This is a genomic window from Pantoea sp. MT58 (genome assembly GCF_014495885.1).
Taxonomy (GTDB): domain Bacteria; phylum Pseudomonadota; class Gammaproteobacteria; order Enterobacterales; family Enterobacteriaceae; genus Pantoea; species Pantoea eucalypti.
The window spans coordinates 305,377-325,527 of the sequence record NZ_CP061084.1 but is presented as its reverse complement, the minus strand read 5'-3'; the positions used below and the strand labels follow the sequence as shown (position 1 = coordinate 325,527).

18 protein-coding genes are annotated in these 20,151 nt (G+C 53.5%); 11 read left to right on the top strand and 7 right to left on the bottom strand.

The annotated features are described in order from the left end of the window. Window positions 1-49 precede the first annotated feature (49 nt). Window positions 50-1,012, top strand: coding sequence for an FAD:protein FMN transferase (locus tag IAI47_RS20420; RefSeq protein ID WP_008924708.1), 963 nt, complete (start codon window positions 50-52; stop codon window positions 1,010-1,012). Here the strand turns inward: IAI47_RS20420 and dcuR are convergent. Together dcuR and dcuS are read right to left on the bottom strand one after the other, a co-directional pair. Continuing rightward, window positions 1,006-1,725 carry a two-component system response regulator DcuR gene (gene dcuR, locus IAI47_RS20415; RefSeq protein ID WP_003851470.1) on the bottom strand — a complete coding sequence of 240 codons (720 nt, stop codon included), beginning with the start codon at window positions 1,723-1,725 and terminating at the stop codon, window positions 1,006-1,008. The two genes, IAI47_RS20420 and dcuR, sit on opposite strands and share 7 nt — an antisense overlap. Next, window positions 1,722-3,311 (bottom strand): DcuS/MalK family sensor histidine kinase, encoded by a 1,590-nt coding sequence (dcuS, locus tag IAI47_RS20410; protein WP_003851467.1) that lies wholly within the window; start codon window positions 3,309-3,311, stop codon window positions 1,722-1,724. Before dcuS ends, dcuR begins: the two co-directional genes overlap by 4 nt. A 350-nt stretch (window positions 3,312-3,661) precedes the next feature. On the opposite strand from dcuS, the gene mqo reads away from it, so the two are divergent. Beyond that, window positions 3,662-5,311 carry a malate dehydrogenase (quinone) gene (gene mqo, locus IAI47_RS20405; RefSeq protein ID WP_008924706.1) on the top strand — a complete coding sequence of 550 codons (1,650 nt, stop codon included), beginning with the start codon at window positions 3,662-3,664 and terminating at the stop codon, window positions 5,309-5,311. 71 nt (window positions 5,312-5,382) lie between these two features. Here the strand turns inward: mqo and IAI47_RS20400 are convergent, their stop codons facing one another. After that, entirely contained in the window at window positions 5,383-5,691 is a 309-nt protein-coding gene (locus IAI47_RS20400) for a VF530 family DNA-binding protein (RefSeq protein ID WP_008924705.1), read from the bottom strand. A 207-nt stretch (window positions 5,692-5,898) separates the two neighbouring features. Between IAI47_RS20400 and IAI47_RS20395 the strand changes: the two genes are divergently transcribed. Then, window positions 5,899-7,212 carry an MFS transporter gene (locus IAI47_RS20395; protein WP_008924704.1) on the top strand — a complete coding sequence of 438 codons (1,314 nt, stop codon included), beginning with the start codon at window positions 5,899-5,901 and terminating at the stop codon, window positions 7,210-7,212. Window positions 7,213-7,376: 164 nt separating this feature from the next. Then, on the top strand, window positions 7,377-7,526 hold the full coding sequence (locus IAI47_RS20390) for a hypothetical protein (RefSeq protein WP_008924703.1): 150 nt from the start codon (window positions 7,377-7,379) through the stop codon (window positions 7,524-7,526). Window positions 7,527-7,588: 62 nt separating this feature from the next. On the opposite strand, the gene IAI47_RS20385 is transcribed toward IAI47_RS20390, so the two are convergent. The 3 genes from IAI47_RS20385 to IAI47_RS20375 form a co-directional block, all read right to left on the bottom strand. Then, entirely contained in the window at window positions 7,589-9,055 is a 1,467-nt protein-coding gene (locus tag IAI47_RS20385) for an aspartate aminotransferase family protein (RefSeq protein WP_008924702.1), read from the bottom strand. A gap of 14 nt (window positions 9,056-9,069) precedes the next feature. After that, window positions 9,070-10,455, bottom strand: coding sequence for a diaminobutyrate--2-oxoglutarate transaminase (locus IAI47_RS20380; protein WP_003851454.1), 1,386 nt, complete (start codon window positions 10,453-10,455; stop codon window positions 9,070-9,072). A 472-nt stretch (window positions 10,456-10,927) separates the two neighbouring features. Then, complete coding sequence (locus tag IAI47_RS20375) at window positions 10,928-11,503, bottom strand: TetR/AcrR family transcriptional regulator (protein ID WP_008924700.1); 576 nt, start codon at window positions 11,501-11,503, stop codon at window positions 10,928-10,930. A gap of 104 nt (window positions 11,504-11,607) precedes the next feature. Here IAI47_RS20375 and IAI47_RS20370 point away from each other — a divergent pair, with 104 nt between their 5' ends. From IAI47_RS20370 to cspA (IAI47_RS20355), 4 genes are all read left to right on the top strand, one after another. After that, a complete protein-coding gene (locus tag IAI47_RS20370; protein ID WP_008924699.1) occupies window positions 11,608-12,501 on the top strand; it encodes an ABC transporter six-transmembrane domain-containing protein in 894 nt (297 codons plus the stop codon). A gap of 259 nt (window positions 12,502-12,760) precedes the next feature. Further along, complete coding sequence (locus tag IAI47_RS20365) at window positions 12,761-13,957, top strand: MFS transporter (RefSeq protein ID WP_008924698.1); 1,197 nt, start codon at window positions 12,761-12,763, stop codon at window positions 13,955-13,957. A 422-nt stretch (window positions 13,958-14,379) separates the two neighbouring features. Then, window positions 14,380-14,592 (top strand): RNA chaperone/antiterminator CspA, encoded by a 213-nt coding sequence (gene cspA, locus IAI47_RS20360; protein WP_003855207.1) that lies wholly within the window; start codon window positions 14,380-14,382, stop codon window positions 14,590-14,592. A gap of 477 nt (window positions 14,593-15,069) precedes the next feature. Further along, entirely contained in the window at window positions 15,070-15,282 is a 213-nt protein-coding gene (gene cspA, locus IAI47_RS20355) for an RNA chaperone/antiterminator CspA (protein WP_003855207.1), read from the top strand. A 182-nt stretch (window positions 15,283-15,464) separates the two neighbouring features. On the opposite strand, the gene IAI47_RS20350 is transcribed toward cspA (IAI47_RS20355), so the two are convergent. After that, window positions 15,465-16,481, bottom strand: coding sequence for a lipoate--protein ligase A (locus IAI47_RS20350; RefSeq protein ID WP_003855204.1), 1,017 nt, complete (start codon window positions 16,479-16,481; stop codon window positions 15,465-15,467). Window positions 16,482-16,712: 231 nt separating this feature from the next. Between IAI47_RS20350 and IAI47_RS20345 the strand changes: the two genes are divergently transcribed. The 3 genes from IAI47_RS20345 (at window position 16,713) to IAI47_RS20335 (ending at window position 20,088) form a co-directional block, all read left to right on the top strand. Then, window positions 16,713-17,624 (top strand): DMT family transporter, encoded by a 912-nt coding sequence (locus IAI47_RS20345; RefSeq protein ID WP_008924697.1) that lies wholly within the window; start codon window positions 16,713-16,715, stop codon window positions 17,622-17,624. A 146-nt stretch (window positions 17,625-17,770) separates the two neighbouring features. Beyond that, window positions 17,771-19,000 carry an MFS transporter gene (locus IAI47_RS20340; protein ID WP_187961285.1) on the top strand — a complete coding sequence of 410 codons (1,230 nt, stop codon included), beginning with the start codon at window positions 17,771-17,773 and terminating at the stop codon, window positions 18,998-19,000. Between the two features lie 26 nt (window positions 19,001-19,026). Further along, on the top strand, window positions 19,027-20,088 hold the full coding sequence (locus IAI47_RS20335; protein ID WP_003855197.1) for a sugar phosphate isomerase/epimerase: 1,062 nt from the start codon (window positions 19,027-19,029) through the stop codon (window positions 20,086-20,088). The last annotated feature ends 63 nt before the right edge of the window (window positions 20,089-20,151 follow it).

Sequence of the window (20,151 nt, the reverse complement as noted above, 5' to 3'; positions counted from 1 at the left end):
ATCCGCACCTGCGGGTGCCGGTCTTTTCCTATTCAAAGCAGAGTCGCCTATGTTAACTGATGCGCGTGTCTATGCTTACTCCGCTGTTTTAATGGGTTCGCCCATTCTGCTGAAGCTCTTCGAAGACAACCAGACGCTGGCCGCTCAGGTTTTCCGCCTGATCAAACAGCAGGAGAACCTTTTCACGGTGAATCGCGCGGCGTCTGAAGTGATGGCCGTTAATCACGCGGCCGGTCAGCATCCTGTGGTCGTCAGCCAGCCAGTCTTTGATTTGATCGCCTGCGCACATGCCGTCAGCCTGCTGCCGGACAGCCTGTTTAATCTTGCTATCGGGCCGCTGGTGAAGTGCTGGAAAATCGGTTTTCAGGGACACAGCGTCCCGTCAGAAACCGACCTTCAGATGCGCATGGCGCTGACGAATCCCCATGACGTCATCCTTGATGCCACAAGTCGCAGTGTCATGCTGGCCCGGCCGGGAATGGAGATTGATCTGGGCGCCATCGCCAAGGGCTATATTGCCGACGTAGTACAGGCGTTTTTGCGCCAGCAGCAGGTTAGCAGTGCGCTGATTAATCTGGGCGGGAACGTGCAGACGGTGGGCGCGCCGCCCGAAGAGGCGGGCTGGGCAATTGGCCTGAAAAAACCTTTTGGTGAGGCCGATGAGCTGATTGGCGTGATTGGCGTGAACAACCGCTCGGTGGTGACGTCGGGTGTCTATGAGCGCTATTTCGAGCTGGATGGCATCTGTTATCACCACATCCTCAATCCGCACAGCGGATATCCACTGGATACCGAGCTGATGAGCGTCACGGTGATCTCTGATCGATCACTGGATGGTGACATCTACACGACACTGCTCTATGGCTTAGGTGTCGAAAAGGGCATGGCCTGCCTGGCAGATAAACCGGGCATTGAAGCGATCTTTGTGACCCGTGACAGGCAGATCATCTGCTCGTCACAACGTCACTTTTCGTTTCAGTTACTGGACACCGGGTACCGGCTGGTTCACTGACAGTACTGTTTGAGTAAGGTGTGATACTCCGGCTGCAGGCGGTAGCGGTAAACCGGACGGCCCGTGACACCATAGTGAATACTGGTGAACAGAATATTAATCTGCGCCAGCCAAATCAGGTATTTGCGGCAGGAGACGCGAGAGATATTCACTTCCGTTGCCAGCTCATCGGTAGAGAACTCGGTGCCAGGATGCGAATCGATCCACAGACAGAGGGTGCGCAGCGTCTGCGGCGTTAATCCTTTCGGCAGGCGTTTCTGCTCGCTGGCGCCTGGCGGATTTCCATGCAACAGCTGATCAACGTCTGACTGCTGATAGAACTGGTGGTTATCCATCAGTGATTTTTTCTGTCGCCAGCCGGTCAGCGCCTCTTCAAAGCGGGCAAACTGAAACGGCTTGATCAGATAATCCACTACGCCATAGTTGAGCGAGGTTTTGATGGTGGCGGCATCGGCGGCTGACGAGATGATAATCACATCGACCGGACGTCCGGCACTGCGCAGTTCCGGGAGCAGGTCGAGCCCGTTTTCCTGCTGCATATAAATATCCAGCAGAATTAAATCAACCTGTGGCTCCTCCTGGGCCAGCCGCTCTTTTGCCTGCTGTAAGGTTGAGGCGGTGCCGCAGCACATGAAGCCTGGGATCTGCCCGATATAGCAGCGATTAAGTTCGGCTACCATCGCATCATCGTCGACAACTAACACATTGATCATTGGGTAATCATTCCTCTCTCCCACGGAAGTTGTACCAAGAATTGGGTAAATACACCCGGTTCCGATTCGACACTGACGTTGCCGCCCAGGCTTTCGGTCTGCTGCTTCACCAGAAATAATCCGACACCACGATCGTCGCCTTTTGATGAAACACCGCGCTCAAAAATGGTGCTGAGCTGGTTGCCGTCAATGCCCGGCCCATCATCACTCACTTCGCAGGCCAGCCAGCCGTTCTGATAGTGCAGCATGAGGTGAATTTCCCCTTCAGTTTCCGGGTCCAGCGCCTCGAGCGAGTTTTCAATTAAATTGCCCAGTACGGTAATCAGAACCGCGTTCTGCTCCTCGCTGCCGCAGTCAGGCAGAAAACTCGCTTCATCAATAATCAGCTGATGGCCTTCATCGGTCACCCGGTTGATTTTACTGAGCAGGAAGCCGGCAATGATCGGCGACTTAATCTTTTGCAGCAGTGAACCGATTTCAGTCTGATAGGCGTTAGCCGTTTTCAGGATGTACTCTTCCATCTGCGCATAATTTTTCATGTGCAGCAGGCCCAGAATCACATGCAGCTTGTTCATGAACTCATGGGACCGCTCACGTAATGCATCCACATAGTTTACCATGCCGTCCAGCCGCTGCATCAGCTGGCTAATCTCCGTCTTGTCCCTGAAGGTAGTCACCGCGCCAATTATGCGGTCGCGACTGCGAACAGGCACGGTGTTGCTGATCAGGATCCGGTTACCGAGCGTCAACTCCTGGTCGTACCAGGCTTTACCTGCATGCAGTGCATCCTGCTGATGACGATGCATCACACTCTCTTCTGCAATCAAATCGCCGCTTGACGGCATCTTGCGGGTCGTCTCATGTAACAACTGCTGAGCCGCGTGGTTGATCAGGCTGACGCGCGACTGATCGTCTACTGCAATCACACCCTCTTTAATTGAATTCAGAATGGCCTGACGCTGCTCAAACAGGCTGGAAATTTCGTGCGGCTCCAGCCCCAGTAAGATGGTTTTTAGTCGCCTGACCAGAATAAGCATACCCAGCAGGCCTGCCAGACCACCAAACAGGACGGTCCAGACGATATTCCAGCGGCTTTTAGCAATCTGGGCCGCCACATCATTCAGTGCGATGCCGATCGCCACGACGCCAATCTGCTGATGCTGTGCGTTATAAACGGGCGTAAATACCCGCAGTGCCTCCACCAGTACGCCATGATTGACGGCGACATTTTCCCGTCCGTCCAGCGTGGGATAGATATCATTGCCGACAAAGTGTTTGCCAATCACCGCCGCATTGGGATGTGAAAAGCGAATACCCTGCATATCCGTGACCACCACGAACAGGAGACCGTTACGCTTGCGGGCCGCTTCAGCCAGCGGCTGAATCTGACTGCTGCCGTCCGGCAACAACAAACCACGCTGAACTTCAGGCGTGTCTGCCAGCGTGCGAGCCACTGCCATCGCCTTGTCTTTGAGATGCGACTGAGCAAAGTTATCAATCTGAACGAAATAGAGCACATGGACAGCGACCAATACCGTGATGATAACGGCGGTCATCATCAGGGTGGTCAGAGTACTGAGTTTCATTGGTCGTTTCGGCACGGCATATCGATTCTGTGTTTGGCTTTTCATGAATGTCCAGCACGGATGGGAGATCGCCAGGAAACATACGCTAACTCACCGCATCAGTACAGTTTTAGCGGCCTGCGCGTGGGCAGTCGCACTCAACAATATTTGTGTTAGGGGATTGTATAATTCAAAGGACACCCTTAATGTGTGGTTAAAATATGTGAGCAATTCAGTAAGCCTTTTGTAATTAAAATAAGGCTAAATTGCTATTTTTAATTTTATAACTATTTTCACATTAACTCACAAATAACATTATTTTAAACTTTGAGGACTTTTTTTAACCAGTACCGTCTGAGCTGTAGATTAAAATGATGAATTCAAAGAAAGTTATTCCCACTCTTTCCCTCGCGGCCTTGTTAGTTTCTTCAGCCCTTCACGCTGAAACCTCACCAGAAAAAACTGACGTCCTGTTAATTGGCGGCGGCATTATGAGCGCCTCAATGGGCACCATGCTGGAAGAGCTGCAGCCTGGCTGGAAACAGATCATGGTTGAGAAGCTGGATGGCGTGGCACTGGAATCCTCTAACGGCTGGAACAATGCCGGTACAGGTCACTCTGCCAACATGGAACTGAACTATACGCCTGAGCGTAAAGACGGTTCTATCGACGTCTCTAAAGCGCTGGAAATTAACGAAGCGTTCATGATTTCTCGCCAGTTCTGGAGCTCACAGGTTAAAGAGGGCGTAATGCACGATCCGCGCTCTTTCATTAACTCAACGCCACACATGAGCTTCGTCTGGGGCGACAACGTCGACTTCCTGACCAAACGCTATGCGGCGTTGCAGAAAACGGCGCTGTTCCAGGGCATGAAGTTCTCTACCGATCACAAGCAGATCGAGCAGTGGGCACCACTGGTCATGGAAGGTCGCGATCCACAGCAGAAAGTGGCCGCAACCTGGACGCCAGTTGGCACCGATGTTAACTATGGTGAAATTACCCGTCAGTTGATCGGCAGCCTGAAAAAGAACGATAACTTCCGTCTTGAAACCTCTTCTGAAGTTACCGACTTCAAACGTAACGGCGACAACTCCTGGCACGTCACCATTAAAGACGCTAAAAACGGCAACGAACGTGCTGTTGACGCGAAATATGTCTTTATCGGTGCGGGTGGTGGTGCGCTGAAATTACTGCAGAAGACCGGTATCCCGGAAGCGGATAACTATGCGGGCTTCCCGGTAGGCGGATCATTCCTGGTGACTGAAAACAAGGCGATTGCCGATCGTCACCTGGCGAAAGTCTATGGTCAGGCGTCAACCGGTGCACCGCCGATGTCGGTTCCGCATCTGGATACCCGTTATCTGGACGGCAAACGCGTCGTGCTGTTTGGACCGTTTGCGACCTTCTCCACCAAGTTCCTGAAAAACGGTTCGCTGTTTGATCTGCTGAGCACTACCACGACTCATAACATCGTGCCGATGACCGATGTGGGTATGGATAACTTCGACCTGGTGAAATACCTGATCGGACAGGTCATGCTGAGTGATGAAGATCGCTTTAAAGCACTGCAGGAATACTATCCGGACGCGAAGAAAGAGGACTGGAAACTGATTCAGGCCGGTCAGCGTGTGCAGATCATCAAGAAAGATGCTGATAAAGGTGGCGTGCTGAAACTGGGTACAGAAATTGTGACCGATCAGCAGAAAACCGTGGCGGCACTGTTGGGTGCATCTCCTGGTGCCTCAACCGCAGCGCCTATCTCCCTGAGCGTGATGCAGAAACTGTTCCCGGAAGAGTTTAAGTCACCGGAATGGCAGGCGAAGATCCACAAGATGATCCCAGGTTACGGTCAGAAACTGAATGACAACGTGCCGTTGCTGCAGCAGGTCTGGAATGAGACCGCTCAGACTCTGCAACTGACCACGCCGCCCGTGATCAACATGGAAGGCAAAACCACAGATGCGCCGGCCGCACAGCCTGAGAAGGCTGCGCCTTCAGCGAAACACGATATGGCGCTGTAACAGCGACCTGACGTAAAAAAAGCCCGCACAGGTTAACCTGTGCGGGCTTTTTTATTGCCGCCTGATCGGTATTACTCCGGCGTTTTGTGGCGCCAGTTTCCCCAGGGATCTTCAGCAGGGGCCTGATCCGCGTCTGACGGTTCTTCACGCGCTGCCGGTTGCGCACTTAACGAGTCGAGATAAAGCGCTTCGACTTCAGCCCGCGCCCAGGGGGTACGACGTAAAAACTTCAGGCTCGATTTAACGCTGGGATCGCTTTTAAAGCAGTTAATGTTGATCCGTTTTCCCAGCTCCTCCCAGCCATACTGCGCGACTAAACTGTTAATCTGCATCTCCAGCGTTACGCCATGCAGAGGATCTTTTGAGGTGTGTGCGTTCATCGTCTATCCGCCTGATTCAGTCAATGCCGCACATCCTGACAATCGTAAAGCGGTTGTGCAAGGACTGAAGGTGAAAAAGCTCACCAGCGGCGCATCATCGCTGCTTTTATGTGTTCGGGTTAACGTGACGGGCAGAAGAGCGCGCAGGCATGCAGTGATTGTGCTAATCATAAGCAACTGATGATGCTCTAGAAAGGAACGTCGCTCATGTCCGGACCCGTTGGAAATCTGCTCAGCTCTGCCAGCCGTAAACGTGCTCTGCTTGCCGGTTCGGTAGGAAATTTCATTGAATGGTATGAATTCGCGGTTTATGGCTTTCTGGCTACCATTATTGCGCAGAACTTCTTCCGGCTGGAAGGGGAATCCGCGCTGACCGGGCTGCTGCTGACCTATGCCTCATTCGCCATCGCTTTTTTCTTCCGTCCGCTGGGTGCGATCATCTTTGGCCGTATGGGCGACCGCATCGGGCGCAAACCTGTACTGATCTTTGTGTTGATCATGATGACGCTGGCGACGACGGCTATTGGTCTGGTTCCCACCTACGCCCGGTTGGGTATTCTGGCGCCGCTGATCGTGACCGGTCTGCGCATCCTGCAGGGGCTATTCGCGGGTGGCGAGTATGGCGGGGCAGTTTCACTGATGACCGAGTTTGCGCCGCGCGGTAAGCGGGGTCTGTATGGCGCATGGCAATCCTTTACCGTGGCGCTGGGTTTGCTGGCAGGCGCGGGCATTGTCGCGCTGCTCTCGGTGCTGCTGACGCCGGAGCAGATGCTGAGCTGGGGCTGGCGCATTCCGTTCTTTGTCGCGCTGCCACTGGGCGTTCTGGCGCTCTGGCTGCGGGTACAGATGGAGGAGACGCCGGCATTTATTCAGCAGCAGGCGCAACCTGTAGCAAAAATCGACGCCAGCCTGGGTGACACACTGAAAACGATTCTGCTGGGTATCTGCCGACTGATGGTGTGGTCGGCGGCGGGCTATACCTGGCTGGTGATCATGCCGACTTATCTGCAGGCATCGCTGCAGACTGGCTTTAACCAGGCGCTGCTGATTGCGGTGATATCCAACCTCGGCTTTGCCGCCACGATTATTCCGGCCGGAATGCTGAGCGACAGGATTGGGCGACGGGCAGTCATGGTCTCGGCGGCGGTACTGCTGCTGGTACTTTCTCTGCCGCTGTTAAACGTGTTGCAGTCAGAGAGCGCCGGATTGCTGCTAAAAGCGCTGGTGGTGTTTATCGCGGGCGGGGTAGTCGGATTGCTCGCCGGGCCAGGACCCGCGATGCTGTCCGAAATGTTTCCGACGCGGGTGCGCTATACCGGGCTTGGGCTGGCCTATTCACTCTCCAATGCGGTGTTTTCCGGCTGCGCAGGATTAATCATCACCGGACTGATTAAGGAGACGGGTAACCCCGATATTCCCGCCTGGTATGTGATGGCGACAGCACTGGTAAGTATTGTGGCTCTGATGACGCTCAATAAAGATGACCATCTGCGGATGCTGGATGAGCCACCCGCGCGCTGAGACAGACCAGGGGCAGGGCATCTGGCAATCGTCCAGGTCTGCATCAGTGCCTGGCTGTATGTTGGGTCAAATGGGACCCGATTCTGTCGCTCATCCGGCAATACGCGCTTGATGTCCCGATATATATCGCCAACCATACTTTCCTGATTCTAACGGGAGACGATATGGAATTGTCACAAGAGGAAAGCGAAGTCGTGGCCTGGTTTCTGAGCCAGCATTGGTCGGAATTTTCGGAGATCGCAGAGGAGTACCTTTTGGCTTCTGCCGTGCATCGGCTGGCTGAAAAGCTGGGACTGGAAAACAGAGCTGCCTGAACGAAAAAACCAGCCTGGCGGCTGGTTTTGTTTGATGCGACGGACTGCGGGTTGCGGGGAAATTACACCAGCTTTTGTGCCGTGGTTTCCACCAGTGTCAGCAACACTTTGATATCATCCAGCGTCACTGTCGGGTTCAGCAGCGTCATTTTCAGGCAGGTCACGCCATCGTGCTCGGTCACGCCAACGTTAGCGCGGCCTGACTCCAGCAGAGCATCACCGATACGCTGGTTCAACAGGGCGATATCCGCACTGCTGAAGTGCGCCAGATGCGCCGGACGATAGCGGAACAGCACGCTGGCCAGTTGCGGTTTCATTACCAGCTCCAGCGCAGGTTGTTCATCAACGTACTGAGCAACCTGCTGCGCCAGCGTCACACCGTGATCGATGATTTCGGCATACTGCTTCTGACCCAGCGCTTCCAGGCCCATCCACAGTTTCAGTGCATCAAAACGGCGGGTGGTCTGCAGCGATTTGGACACCAGATTCGGCACGCCCTGCGCTTCATCGAACTCAGAGTTCAGGTAGGCCGCCTGGTAGCGCATCAGCTCATAATGACGTGCTTCCTTCAGCAGGAAAGCGCCACAACTGATGGTCTGGAAGAACTGCTTATGGAAGTCCAGGGTGATGGAGTCGACCAGCTCAATGCCATCCAGATAATCGCGATATTTTTCTGAGAGCAGCAGTGCGCCACCCCAGGCTGCATCGACGTGCACCCAGATGTTCTCTTCCGCCGCCAGCGCCGCGATCTCACGCAGCGGATCGATCGCACCCGCATCGGTGGTACCGGCTGTGGCAACGATCGCCAGAATGTTTTCGCCGTTGGCTTTGGATACGGCCAGCTTGTGGCGCAGGTCATCCATGTCCATGCGGGCAAAGCGGTCACATTTTACCTGCGTGACGGACTGATAACCCAGACCCAGCAGCGCCATGTTCTTCTGTACGGAGAAGTGTGCGTTTTCTGAGCAGAAGACTTTAATCTTCTTCAGGTCGCCGGTTAAGCCATCCTGTTGTACCGAATGTCCCTGGCGGGCAAACCAGGCGTCACGTGCCAGCATCAGCCCCATCAGGTTGCTCTGTGTACCGCCGCTGGTGAAGACACCGGCGTCGCCAGGCTGATAACCCACCTGGGTGCGCAGCCACTCAATCAGCTTCATTTCAATCAGGGTGGCAGACGGTGCCTGATCCCATGAATCCATGCTCTGGTTGGTGGCGTTGATCAGCACTTCCGCCGCCTGGCTGATAACCAGGCTCGGACAGTGCAGGTGCGCCACACACTGCGGGTGATGCACCGACAGGCTATCTTTGAGGAAGTACTCAATGGCGCGTTCAATCGCGGCCTGGTTGCCCAGGCCCTGAGGATTGAAGTCCAGCGTGATGCGCTCGCGCAGCTCTGCGACGGTTTTTCCCTGATACATCTCAGGTTGTTCCAGCCACTTAACGACAGCCGCGCTACTCTGGGCAATCGCCTGCTGGTAGGCCTCGGTACTCTGTGCTGAGGCCGCCAGAATCGGGTTTAACCGGGACATTGCATTCACTCCACTCAAACTGGTTTCACGCCAGCTGACAGCAGGGCGTTTTCAAATTTATCCATGAACACGTCAAGTTCTGCATCCGTGATCAGCAGGGAAGGCAGCAGACGTAATACGCTGCCGTGACGTCCGCCGCGCTCCAGAATCAGGCCGTTCTCGAAGCATTTCTTCTGAACCAGCGCAGAAAGCTCGCCGTCTGCCGGGAAGCTGCCCATGTGGTCAGCAGGCTCATCGGGTTTCACCAGCTCAATACCGATCATCAGACCCAGACCGCGCACATTGCCGATGACCGGATAGCGCTGCTGCAGCTCGCCCAGTTTGCCTTTCAGCCATTCGCCCTGTGCCGCGACTTTGTCAGCGATGTTATTATCTTTCAGCAGTTTCAGGGTCGTCAGGCCGGTGGCCATTGCCAGCTGGTTACCACGGAAGGTGCCGGTGTGGTGACCTGGTGACCAGGCATCGAACTCTTTCTTAATGCCGAGTACCGCCAGTGGCAGACCACCACCGACCGCTTTGGACATCACAATGATGTCTGGCTCAATACCCGCGTGTTCAAAGGCGAAGAATTTACCGGTACGGGCAATACCCGCCTGGACTTCGTCAATGATCAGCAGAATGCCATGCTCTTTGGTGACTTTGCGGATACGCTGCAGCCATTCCGCTGGCGCCGGGTTAACACCGCCTTCACCCTGAACCGCTTCCAGAATGACGGCAGCGGGTTTGCGAACGCCGCTTTCAACGTCATTAATCAGGTTTTCGAAGTAGTAAGTCAGTGCTTTTACGCCCGCTTCACCACCAATGCCCAGCGGGCAGCGGTAAAGGTGCGGATAAGGCATGAACTGCACTTCCGGCATCATGCCATCAACGGCTTCTTTCGGAGACAGGTTGCCGGTGACCGACAGCGCGCCGTGGGTCATACCGTGATAGGCACCGGAGAAGCTGATAATGCCGGAACGACCGGTGTGCTTTTTCGCCAGTTTCAGCGCCGCTTCAACGGCATCTGCGCCGGACGGGCCAGTAAACTGCAGGCAGTACTCTTTGCCCTGGCCCGGTAATAAGGAGAGCAGGTACTCAGAGAACTCATCTTTTAAAGGCGTAGTTAAATCAAGAGTATGTAACGGCAAGCCGCTGGTAATGACATGTTGAATGCTCTGCAAAACATCGGGATGGTTATGTCCCAGCGCCAGCGTTCCTGCACCTGCAAGACAGTCGAGATACTGATTATTCTCGACATCTGTAATCCAGACACCCTGAGCTTTCGCAATTGCGAATGGCAATTTACGAGGATAACTGCGAACGTTTGATTCAAATTCAGCCTGACGGGCTAAATACGTTTCGTTGGTAGCGTTTGCGTTCTGTGCATTCAAACTATCAATACGGACTTTATCCGTCATCATATCTCTCCTACAACCGGGACGGGCGTAGCGTCACAGTTGAATAAATGAATTAAAATGGGTGGCTATGTAAAAGCGCGGCCAATATAGGTGTTTTTAAGGTCCGACTCAATGTTTAATTTCATCATCAGATATCGGATTCTTTACTATAGGAATCAATAATTTGGTGGGGTTCTGAGCGCATCTATTCTTGCCGCTTCGTTAGCTGCTTTCCAATAACTGGCGTAAAAACACCAGCTTACCTGACTCCGGTTGCGCTAAGTCAATGATAATAATCTGTGTAAACAGCTGTTTCCGGGTAAAAACGCTATCAAAAAGAGGCCTTATCAGACAGAAAAGGTATAAGTCTGTTTGACTGCGGAAGCTGCATTTATAGCAGCAATAAACCGCCGACTAATTAAAACAATAAACCTTTTATTAACATTTAATTAATATCTGGTCGGTGCCGTCTCGCTAATAAACCGGTTAATCGGGTTTATGACAGGACAGCATCAATAAATTGATTTAAGTCTGCCAGTGCTTCGCGTGCTTTTTTTTCAGAAGGATTGATGGTCAGCAGGTCGGCATAGCCGTTGAGCATGGCGCTGATCTGTCTGGCGGTACGGGGCACGTTAATGCACTGCAGTGTCCCATCCGTGACGCCGTCACGAATAATCGCTTCCATCAAACCCTGCCAGGCATCCGTCATCTCATCGGCCAGCGCCGCATAGGCTTCGTTATGTGCAGCCGTCTGCCAGAACGACGCATAGAGTTGCCAGGTTGCATCCGGTGCGCTCGGCAAATGGCTTTCGATAAGCGTCGCCAGCCGCTGGCGGGGTGTGAGCATCTTCAGGGAGTCAGCAAACGTTTCATAATCCACCTGCATGAAGCGCTCCAGCGCCGCCAGGCAGAGTGTCTGCCAGTTACTGAAATAGTGGTAGATATGACTGCGTGAGATACCCATTGATTCGGTGAGCTCCCGGGTAGTCACTTTTTCGATCCCTTTTTCAATAAACAGGACTATCGCCGCATCCAGTATCCTGGTGCTCAATGCTTCAGCTGACTCTTTCATTATTCTCCCGATAATGGCTACATTGACTTTGAGCGGTTGCTCAAATAGACTGCTTTTTGTACTTGAGCGACCGCTCAATAATAACTATATCAGAAACAGAAACTATGCATTCCTCAAAAACTATCCTTCCTGTTGCGGCTCCCCGCAGCGCTATTCTGACATTAAAAATGCTTGGCCGTCGCCATAGCCGCAAGCTGTTCCTCACGCTGCTACTGGTGGTGGCGGAGAATGTCATGTATCTCCTCTATCCGCTGCTGGCAGGCTTCGCGATCAATGCGATCATCTCCGGCAGGACCTGGCATGCAGTGCTCTATGCCGCGATGGTCTTTACTATGTGGGCCATTGGCGCAGCACGACGCAGTGTGGATACCCGCACCTTTGCCCGCATTTACGCTGAACTGGCCGTGCCGGTGATTGTGGCGCAGCGCAGCGAAAACCAGAGCGCTTCAACGATTGCCGCGCGGGTGGCGTTGTCACGTGAATTTGTCGACTTTTTTGAGAAACATCTTCCAGTGCTGATAACCTCGCTGGCGTCGATGACCGGTGCCGCCGTGATGCTGCTGGCTATCGAGTTCTGGACCGGCGCAGGCTGTCTGGCGATCCTGCTGTTCTTTGCCTGTTTTCTGCCGGGGTTTACCCGTAAAAACGACGCGTTGTTTGGTCGTCTGAATAACCGGCTGGAGAAAGAGGTGAGCTTTGTCAGCAATGCGAACGCCGCGTCACTTGGCCGTCACTATGGCGTGATGGCCAGCCTGCGCATCCGCCTCTCCGACAGGGAAGCGTGCGGTTATCTGGCGATTGGCAGCGTGGCGGCGCTGCTGTTTGCTGCCACCATTGCAGTGATGTCCAGCCGTGGCGGCACTGATGCGGGTCACATCTATTCGGTGATGACCTATATGTGGATGTTTGCCATGAGCCTGGATGATGGTCCACAGCTGCTGGAGAAATACTCCCAGCTGAAAGACATTGGCGGGCGGGTGAATACAGGCACGCAATGACTGGCCCGTAAAGCAATTATGGGCTCTCCAGGCCTGAATGACCTTCGAATCCTGAACGTGTTACCGGCGGTCTGGTTCCAATCTGCAAAGCAGGCATTGCACGCCACTGAATGCTTTTAGTGATCCAGATCACAAAATGGGTTGCTAAGCACGTTCTTCCTTTTTATAGTCTGACCGCTCTATCCGGACGGGAACATGTTCTGCTTTCTCCCTCCGGCTCACTTCCGTTTTTTTCAGTTCAGGCCATTGGGAATCAATTTTGTTAAGAAAAAATCATAAAACCGACGATGCCGGTTTTGTCCGCTGGGCATTACTGGCCCTTGCGCTGGGCGGCTTTGGCATCGGGACGGGTGAGTTCATCATGATGGGCCTGCTGCCGGATGTTTCACGCTCTCTGGAAATCACTGAGCCGCAGGCAGGTAACGCCATTGCCAGTTACGCGCTGGGCGTGGTGGTAGGTGCACCGTTTATTGCGGTACTGGCGGCGCGGATGGCGCGTAAATCACTGCTGCTGATCCTGATGGCGCTGTTCAGCATCGGTAATGTCGCCAGCGCGATGGCTGATAGCTATCACGGTCTGCTTGTTGCGCGTTTCCTCACAGGCTTGCCGCACGGCGCCTACTTCGGTGTGGCTTCGCTGGTGGCGGCATCGCTGGTACCCATTGAGCGACGTGGCCGCGCGCTGGCGTCCCTGATGCTGGGACTGACGGTAGCGACCCTGATCGGCGTGCCGCTGGGCTCCTGGATAGGACAACTTTTCAGCTGGCATGTGGTGTTCACCTTTGTGGGCGCGATTGGTCTGCTGACCTGCCTGCTGATTGGTCGTTATGTTCCTTATGTCGCAGGCGATGCAGATGCGCATCCGCTTAGGGAACTGGGCGCGCTGAAAAACCCACAGGTGCTGCTGACCCTGCTGGTGGGCGCGGTAGGCTTTGGCGGAATGTTCGCGATCTTTAGTTATATCGCACCGACACTAATTAATATTGCCGGCATCTCACCCTCGTTAATACCCTGGGCGATGGTGGCATTCGGTCTGGGGATGATCATCGGTAATCTGGTCGGCGGCCGTCTGGCGGATGGTTCGGTACTGAATATTATTGGCTGGACGCTGTTATGGAACGTGCTGGTAATGCTGGCCTTCCCGGTGCTGGTTCAGCATGTGGCGACCGGACTGCTGGCGACCTTCCTGATCGGCACCTGTTCGGTGTTGCTGCCGTCGTTGCAGATTCGCCTGATGGATGTCGCCAATGACTCGCAAACCCTGGCTGCCGCAATGAACCACTCGGCGCTAAACATTGCTAATGCCATGGGCGCGTATCTCGGTGGTCTGACGGTGTCGCTTGGCTACGGCTGGATCTCTACCGCCTGGGTGGGCGTTGCGCTGGGTGTTGCCGGTCTTATGGTGTTTGTCATGACAGCGAGACATGCTGCCCGTCAGCAGACACAACTGGCCTGATATAAAGAGAAGAGGGCGCAGCGATACATTTTATCGCTGCGCGTTATTCACACTATTACTCGTATCATTTTTCAACATTGATTGTCAGCAAGGCCTTTTACTCTGATCGTTCAATGAAGATTATCATTCTGCCTGACTGAAAATTTCAAAAGGCTAAGAAAATCAATAAAGGCGGTCCGGACGTCTGGATGTTAAAAGTAAATTAAAATAATGTTTGCTATAGTCGATAAGGTCTGGCTTAATAGCGTCATCGGTTTGGAACACAGACCTTATCAAAGCAGTTTTAGTAAAGCAGTCCTCAGTGTAAGCGATATCTCAAGATACCCCTTCTTTGTGAGTCTCCTCCTAAAAGCCTGGTAAGTTACCTTCTGAAAGACAGGCCATCTTCGCCACGTAGTGGCTCATAAATTAAGGAAATATCGATGTCTAATAAAATGACTGGTTTAGTAAAATGGTTTGACGCTGGTAAAGGTTTCGGTTTTATCTCTCCTCAGGACGGCAGCAAAGATGTATTCGTACATTTCTCTGCAATCCAGAGCAACGATTATAAAACTCTGGACGAAGGCCAGCAGGTCGAATTCACAATTGAAAACGGCGCTAAAGGTCCTTCAGCGGCAAACGTAGTCCCTATGTAAGCCCTGATTATCAATGATGCTTATAATCGCTACGACGGCAACAGCCTGAGCAGATAAGCCTGAAATTGATAATTAATAAAACCCGCCTTGTGCGGGTTTTTTGCGTTTTATTACGGCTTAATCAATAAATGTTTATTTTTTATGCTGCTTCATTCGTTGTGCGTTAAATAAGCAGTTAATGAAAGCAATAATAACGGACAGGATCAAACGAGACCGAACACTATAAGGGCTCCGGACGTCTGGATGTTAAAAATAAATTAAAACAATGTTTGCTAAAATAGGTAAAGCGTGGCTTAATAGCGTCATCGGTTTGGAACACAGACCTTATCAAAGCAGTTTTAGTAAAGCAGTCCTCAGTGCAAGCGATATCTCAAGATACCCCTTCTTTGTGAGTCTCCTCCTAAAAGCCTGGTAAGTTACCTTCTGAAAGACAGGCCATCTTCGCCACGTAGTGGCTCATAAATTAAGGAAATATCGATGTCTAATAAAATGACTGGTTTAGTAAAATGGTTTGACGCTGGTAAAGGTTTCGGTTTTATCTCTCCTCAGGATGGCAGCAAAGATGTATTCGTACATTTCTCTGCAATCCAGAGCAACGATTATAAAACTCTGGACGAAGGCCAGCAGGTCGAATTCACGATTGAAAACGGCGCTAAAGGTCCTTCAGCGGCAAACGTAGTCCCTATGTAAGCCTTAGTTATCAATAACGCTTACAATAGCGATGACGGCAACAGCCTGAGCAGATAAGCCTGAAATTGATAATTAATAAAAACCCGCCTTGTGCGGGTTTTTTGCGTTTGTCTTTTACGGAATGCTGTTAAGGAGAAGATGGCCCGCGACAGATTTCTAAACGGGCAAATGAAAACAACTGTTCAGCGTAGGCTGGCGACCAGCCAGTGCTGCAATTCTGTCAGCTCTGCCTGTTGCAACGGGAAATCCGCAACCAGCTGACTCAGTACCGGTTCAAGGGCGTCTGGGCGGTAAGTGACGTTTTGCATCCGTTGCGCCAGTGCTTCAAGCGGCGCAGGATTGAGACTGTCGCTGAAAATCTGACAACGAGTGATCACGCCACGTTCAACATCGAAGTGGATTTCCACACCGCCCCAGGCAAAACGCTGGTCAAGCAGATGCGAGAAGTCAGGTGCCTGACCGAAATTCCACGCCCAGCTACTCTGCCGCGCGAACTGTTCTGTGAAACCCGGCAGGTCGGGCAAGGCTTCAGGCGAAATCATCTCTGGTTCACAACGTTCTCCGTAATGATCGAAAAAGGCGTCAGTCACTGCTGAGCAGATCGCCTGATAGCTGATACCCGGTGCTAATTCTGCCAGATTGGTTACCCTTGCGCGGACCGACGTAATCCCTTTGGCCTGCAATTTTTTCACATCAGGATTAAGGTAGTCCGCCAGCCTGCTTAGATCGGCATCCATCAGGATAGTGCCGTGATGAAAACCCCGGTCCGGTGTTTCGCGGTAGGCGGAACCGGAGATTTTACGCAGTCCCTCAGCGGTGTTGACCACTAAATCGTTACGTCCGGACGCTTCCGCCGGGACATCCAGCGCGTTAAGTGCACGCAGGATAATGGCGGTCGAGACGCTTTTATCATACTCCGGCTTGCCAGCCATGAAGGTAAAACAGCAGTTGCCGAGGTCGTGAAATACCGCGCCACCGCCGCTGCTGCGACGCGCCAGCCGGATACCATCTTCTTCCATACGTCGCGTGTTGCACTCTTTCCACGGATTTTGCGCCCGTCCGATTACCACCGTTTCCGCATTACGCCACAAAAATAGCACGCGCTGGGTGGCGGGCATCTGCCGGAAAATGCACTCTTCTACCGCCAGATTAAACCAGGGGTCGTTAGATTCAGATAGCAGTAAACGCAGCGTGGACATCGGAGACTCCTGTTCCTTAGAGAAGCGGCCCATAGAGCAGGGCAGAAGGAAGAGTGTACCAGCAGGGACGCTGATCCACATGCCAGTTCATGCCGTGACGCGGCGGCAAAAAAATATAAAATGCCGTCTGTAACGCAATCACGGCAGATCACAGCATCGCATTGTGCCAGTATGGTGTGTGAGAGTGCTGATTCTCCTGCTAATTTTCCCCATGATGAGATCAAAAACCCTATGAACGCTTCCGCTGGCATAGCGATGAAGATCACAGCTGCGTTAAGTTCAACGCTGATGCTGGCTTGTGTTAAAGGACTGGATGGCGCAATCCCGGTCGGTGAAGTGATATTTTTCCGTTCGGTGCTGGCATTGGTCCCACTGTTAATCTGGCTGAGTTTTCAGGGCAGCATCCTGGATGGCATTCGCACCCGGAATATTCGCGGACATTTTGTGCGAGGACTGGCCGGAACCGGCGGCCTCTATTTCAGTTATCTGTCGCTGCTCTACATTTCCCTGACCGATGCCACCGCAATTAACTATGCTGCGCCACTTTTTACCGTGCTACTGGCGGCATTGTTTCTGCGTGAAAAAGTCCGGCACCATCGCTGGGTGGCGGTTTTTACCGGTTTTAGCGGCATCCTGGTCATGTTCTCCGGGCATCTCACCCTGACGAGTCAGGCCACATTCTCGCTCTCATCCTCAGTGGGCATTCTGCTGGCGTTAATGGCAGCCTTATGTACTGCCTGTGCGCTGGTTCAGATTCGGTTTCTTAACGGGAAAGAGAAGCCCGGTGCTATCGCATTCTGGTTTGCTGTCACCACGGCGCTAACGTCGCTGGTTACGCTTCCGGGCGGCTGGAAAGTCCCTCAGGGTAACCAGCTGGCATTACTGGTGGGATGTGGACTGCTGGGCGGTATCACGCAGATCCTGATGACTCTGAGCCTGCGGTACGCCGAAGCCTCACTGCTGGCGCCGTTTGATTACACGACGTTGATCTGGTCGGTGGCGGTGGGCTATCTGCTTTTGGGTAATCTGCCGACTTCCACCACCGTTATCGGTGCAATTCTGGTGGTGATCGGCGGTCTCTATTCGGTGTTGTATGAGCGATATCGCTTCCGGAAAGCACGGGTGGTTGATGCCACCGGTTGACCTCCCGACACCGTCGTCTGGCATCGTTGATACCCGGATGATAACGCAGGGTGAATAATTTGTGATCGGGGCAGGAGAACCTGTTACGGTAATCGATTAATTTCACACCATCAAAAAGTAATCGATTACTTATTCACGAGGTTCCCATGATTGCAACGGTGCAGGCGCGCGCAGGCCAGCGGGTGCAGCATAAGCTGCTGGTGCCGCGACTCTCTCTCATGATGTTCATGCAGTTTTTTATCTGGGGCAGCTGGTCGGTCACGCTGGGGCTGGTGATGACCCGACACAATATGCCGTTGCTGATTGGAGATGCGTTTTCAGCTGGACCTATCGCCTCAATTCTCTCGCCGTTTGTGCTCGGCATGCTGGTGGATCGCTTTTTCCCTTCGCAAAAAGTCATGGCCGTGATGAACCTGGCGGGCGCAGCCATCCTCTGGTTTGTGCCACAGGCGCTGATTGCGGAGAACGGCGTGCTGCTAATCGCACTGTTATTTGGCTATACGCTCTGCTTTATGCCGACGCTGGCACTCTCAAATAACATCGCCTTTCACAGTCTCGCCAGCAGTGAGCGGAGTTTCCCCATCGTCAGAGTCTTCGGCACCATCGGCTGGATCGTGGCGGGGATCTTTATCGGCGTGACAGGCATTGCTGACAGCGTGGCGGTGTTTCAGCTGGCGGCGCTCTGCTCGATACTGCTGGCGATTTACAGCCTGACGCTGCCGCATACGCCGGCACCAGCCAAAGGTTTGCCGTTGAAAGTCCGCGATCTCTTCTGTGCGGACGCCTTCGCACTGCTGCGACAGCGTCATTTCATGGTCTTTGCTCTGTGCGCCACGCTGATTTCCATTCCGCTGGGCACCTATTACGCCTTCACCGCCTCGTGGCTGGCGGATGCCGGTATCCGGGACGTCAGCACGCTGATGTCACTGGGACAGATGTCTGAAATTCTGTTCATGCTGATCATCCCGCTGCTGTTTCGTCGCCTCGGCGTCAAAACCATGCTGCTGATTGGGATGATGGCGTGGTTTGTTCGCTACGCCCTGTTCGCGCTGGGCATGAGCGATGAGACGCGCACGCTGATCTACCTCGGCATCCTGTTGCATGGTGTCTGTTACGACTTTTTCTTCGTGGTGGGATTTATCTACACCGATCGGATTGCCGGTGAAAAGGTGAAAGGTCAGGCGCAGAGCATGGTGGTGATGTTCACCTACGGCATTGGCATGCTGCTGGGATCCCAAATCTCCGGTTCTCTGTACAACCATCTGGTGGCGGGCAATGCCACAGCCCAGAGCTGGGCGTTATTCTGGTGGATCCCCGCGATTGCTGCAGCGCTGATTGCGATTATCTTCTTCTTCTCGTTCAAATACCGTGATTAGGCGATAGCAGGACACAGGAGTTAATGATGAGAACAATTAAGGGGCCGGGCATCTTCCTGGCACAGTTCATCACCCCGCAGCCGCCGTTTAACTCGCTGGAGGGGCTGGGGAAGTGGGCCGCCGGGCTGGGATATCAGGCACTGCAGATCCCCTGTCATCAGCCTGCTATTTTCGATCTTAAAAAGGCGGCGGAGAGTCAGACGTACTGTGACGAGGTGCGAGGGGTGCTGGCCGGTTTCGGACTGGAGATCAGCGAGCTTTCTACCCATCTTGAAGGTCAACTGGTAGCGGTTAATCCGGCCTACGACCTGGCATTTGATAATTTTGCCCCGGCGGCATTACGTGGCGATCCGGCCCGGCGCACTGAGTGGGCTATTGCCACACTGAAGAGGGCTGCGGCTGCCTCAGAGAAGCTCGGCCTGCGTGCGCATGCCACGTTCTCCGGCTCGCTCGCCTGGCCCTGGTTTTACCCGTGGCCACCGCAGCATGACGCGCTGTTTGATGAGGCGTTTGCTGAGCTGGCGCGCCGCTGGCTGCCGGTGCTGGATCTGTTTGACCATCACGGCATTGACCTCTGTTATGAAATTCATCCCGGCGAAGACCTGCATGACGGTGTCACGTTTGAGCGTTTTCTGGCGGAGGTTAATCACCACCCTCGCTGCAATATCCTGTTCGATCCCAGCCATCTCCTGCTGCAACACATCGATTATCTGCAATTCATCGACCTTTATCATTCGCGCATCAAAGCCTTTCACGTCAAGGATGCTGAGTATCAGCTTAACGGGCGCAGCGGCGTTTACGGCGGCTATCAGCCCTGGCTGGCCCGCGCCGGACGGTTTCGATCGCCTGGCGATGGTCAGATCGACTTCAGCCGTATCTTCAGCAAGCTGGCGCAGTATGGCTATGACGGATGGGCAGTACTGGAGTGGGAGTGTTGCCTGAAGGATAGCGAGACGGGTGCGCGTGAAGGCGCGGAGTTTATCCGCCGGCATATCATTCCGGTGTCTGATCGCGCTTTTGATGATTTTGCTCTGGCAGAGAACGGCCCATCAGTACGCCATCAGTTGGGCCTGGATCGTGACACCTGAGGCCATTTTGCAGATTCAGCGGCTGTGTTATGTGGGCGATCTGCACGGATTCAAACAGAAGGA